Origin of the sequence: Microbacterium sp., assembly GCF_035554235.1 — a bacterium.
Classification (GTDB): Bacteria; Actinomycetota; Actinomycetes; order Actinomycetales; family Microbacteriaceae; genus Microbacterium.
Genome location: NZ_DATMIO010000268.1, coordinates 1 through 2,290 on the forward strand (window position 1 = coordinate 1; position 2,290 = coordinate 2,290).

The window sequence follows — 2,290 nt, forward strand, 5'->3', positions numbered from 1 at the left end:
GCCTCCTCGGCGAAGGGCACACCGCGGAAGATCACCTCGGGGTCGGCGACCTGGGAGCCGTCGTCCGAGGAGATCGTCGCCACCACGATGAACACCCCGTCGTCGGAGAGCTTGCGGCGGTCGCGGAGCGCGAACTCGTCGGGCTCGCCGACCGAGACGCCGTCCACGAAGATCATGCTGGCGTGGACGTCGTCGCCGAAGCGGGCGCCCGCTTCGTCGATCTCGAGCGCGAGTCCGTTACGGCCGATGAAGATGCACTCCGGCTTGATGCCGACCGATTCGGCGAGGTCGGCGTGCAGGCGCAGCCGCTTGTGGTCGCCGTGAACGGGCAAGACGTAGCGCGGCCGCGTCAGGTTGAGCATCAGCTTGAGCTCCTCGGCGTAGCCGTGGCCCGAGGCGTGGACGGGAACGTCGGCCGCGGTGATCACGTTGGCTCCGAGGCGATAGATGCGGTCGATGGTCTCGTTCACGGCGCGCTCGTTGCCCGGTATGGCGGTTGCCGAGAAGATGACCGTGTCGCCGTCGTGAAGCTCGACGTTTGGGTGGTCGCCGTGCGCCATCCGGCGCAAAGCCGAAAGCGGCTCGCCCTGGCTGCCGGTCGAGATGACGACCAGCTTGTGATCGGGGAAGTCCTCGATCTCCTTGGGTCCCACGAGCATGCCCTCGGGCACGTCGATGTGCCCCAGCATCCGTCCGATGTTCACGTTCTTGCGCATGGAGCGGCCCACCAGCGAGACCTTGCGTCCCACGAGCGAGGCCGCGTCGACCACCTGCTGCACGCGATGGATGTTCGACGCGAAGCAGGTCACGATGATGCGCCCGTCGCAGCGTGCAAAGACCTCCGCGAGCCGCGGCCCGACGCTCGACTCCGACGGCGACATGCCCGGCCGGTCGGAGTTGGTCGAGTCCCCGCACAGCAACAGCAGGCCCTCCCGGCCCAGCTCGGCCAGTCGCGCCACGTCGGCCGGCACACCGTCGACGGGGGTCTGGTCGAACTTGTAGTCGCCGGTGATGAGCGTGGTGCCGAGGTCGCAGGTGAGCGCCACGGCGAAGGAGTCGGGGATCGAGTGCGCCATCTTGACCATCTCGACCGAGAAGGGACCGGCGTCGAAGCGCTGAGCGGCGAGCACGTCCTGGACGCCCACCTCCCGAAGGCGGTGCTCGTCGAGCTTCGAGCGCACCATCGCCGCCGTGAGCGGGCCCCCGTAAATCGGCGGGTTGCGCCCGAGCTGGCGCAATACGAAAGGCAGGGCGCCCACGTGGTCCTCGTGCCCGTGGGTCAGCACGATCGCCTCGATGTCGGCGGCGCGCCGGCGCAGGTAGGTGAAGTCAGGCAGGACGAGGTCGATGCCGAGCTGGTCCGGCGCGGGGAACATGAGCCCCGTGTCGACGACGACGATGCGGCCGTCGTACTCGACGACGGTCATATTCTTGCCGATCTCGCCCAGCCCGCCGAGCGGGAGGACCCTCAGGGTGCCCCGCGAGCTCAAACCGCGGCTAGAAGCTCGTGGCGCTCCAGGGCCGCCCGGATGACCGCCTTCTCGTCCTCGGTGGCCTCGACCAGCGGCAGCCGCAGGCCACCTACGTCATGGCCGGTCATGTTGAGCGCCGCCTTGACGGGAATCGGGTTGGTGGTGACCGTGAGCGCTTGGTAGAGATCGCTCAGGCCGTCCTCGATCTCCCGCCGGCTGTCGGGCTCGTCGATGATGCGGCGCATCTGGCGGCCGACGAGGTGCGAGGCCACGAGGATGCCGCCCGTGCCGCCAAGATCCATCACCTTGGCGAGCACCTCGTCATTGCCGGCCAGCAGGTCGAGCCCGTCGATAGGGCGCATATCGTCGTAGCGCGCCTGCTTCACGGCCACCACGTTGTCGATCTCGGCCAGCTCGCCGAGCAGGTCGTTGGGTATGTCGATCACCGTCCGCGACGGGATGTTGTAGACGACGATCGGGCGGTCGGTGGACCCCGCGACGCTCTCGAAGTGGGCCTTGATGCCCAGGCGGTTGGGCTTGTTGTAGTAGGGGGCCACGACCAGCATCGCAGTCACCCCGATCTCCGAAGCCCGCGCGGTCAGCTCCACGGAGTGACGCGTGTCGTACGTGCCCGTTCCGGCCACGATCGTCGTGCCGTCCGGGCACTCGGCCACGGCAAGCTCCCACAGCCGGCACTTCTCCTCGTCGGTCAGTGTGGGCGACTCGCCGGTGCTGCCGGCGAGGACGAGGCCGTCCGAGCCGTTCTCGAGCAGGTGGTGCATGAGCTCCACGGCGGCGACCTCGTTCAATGCGCCCTC

At 68.5% G+C, this 2,290-nt stretch carries 2 protein-coding genes; both read right to left on the reverse strand.

Annotation, left to right across the window (positions count from 1 at the left end; all coding sequences use genetic code 11):
* Window positions 1–1,490, reverse strand: a 1,490-nt coding sequence (locus VNT50_RS13520) for a ribonuclease J (RefSeq protein WP_325485632.1), incomplete at its 3' end; no start/stop codon positions are given.
* Window positions 1,487–2,290: 4-hydroxy-tetrahydrodipicolinate synthase (gene dapA / locus VNT50_RS13525; RefSeq protein WP_325485633.1), on the reverse strand; the 804-nt coding region annotated here is incomplete at its 5' end. The genes VNT50_RS13520 and dapA, both read right to left, overlap by 4 nt.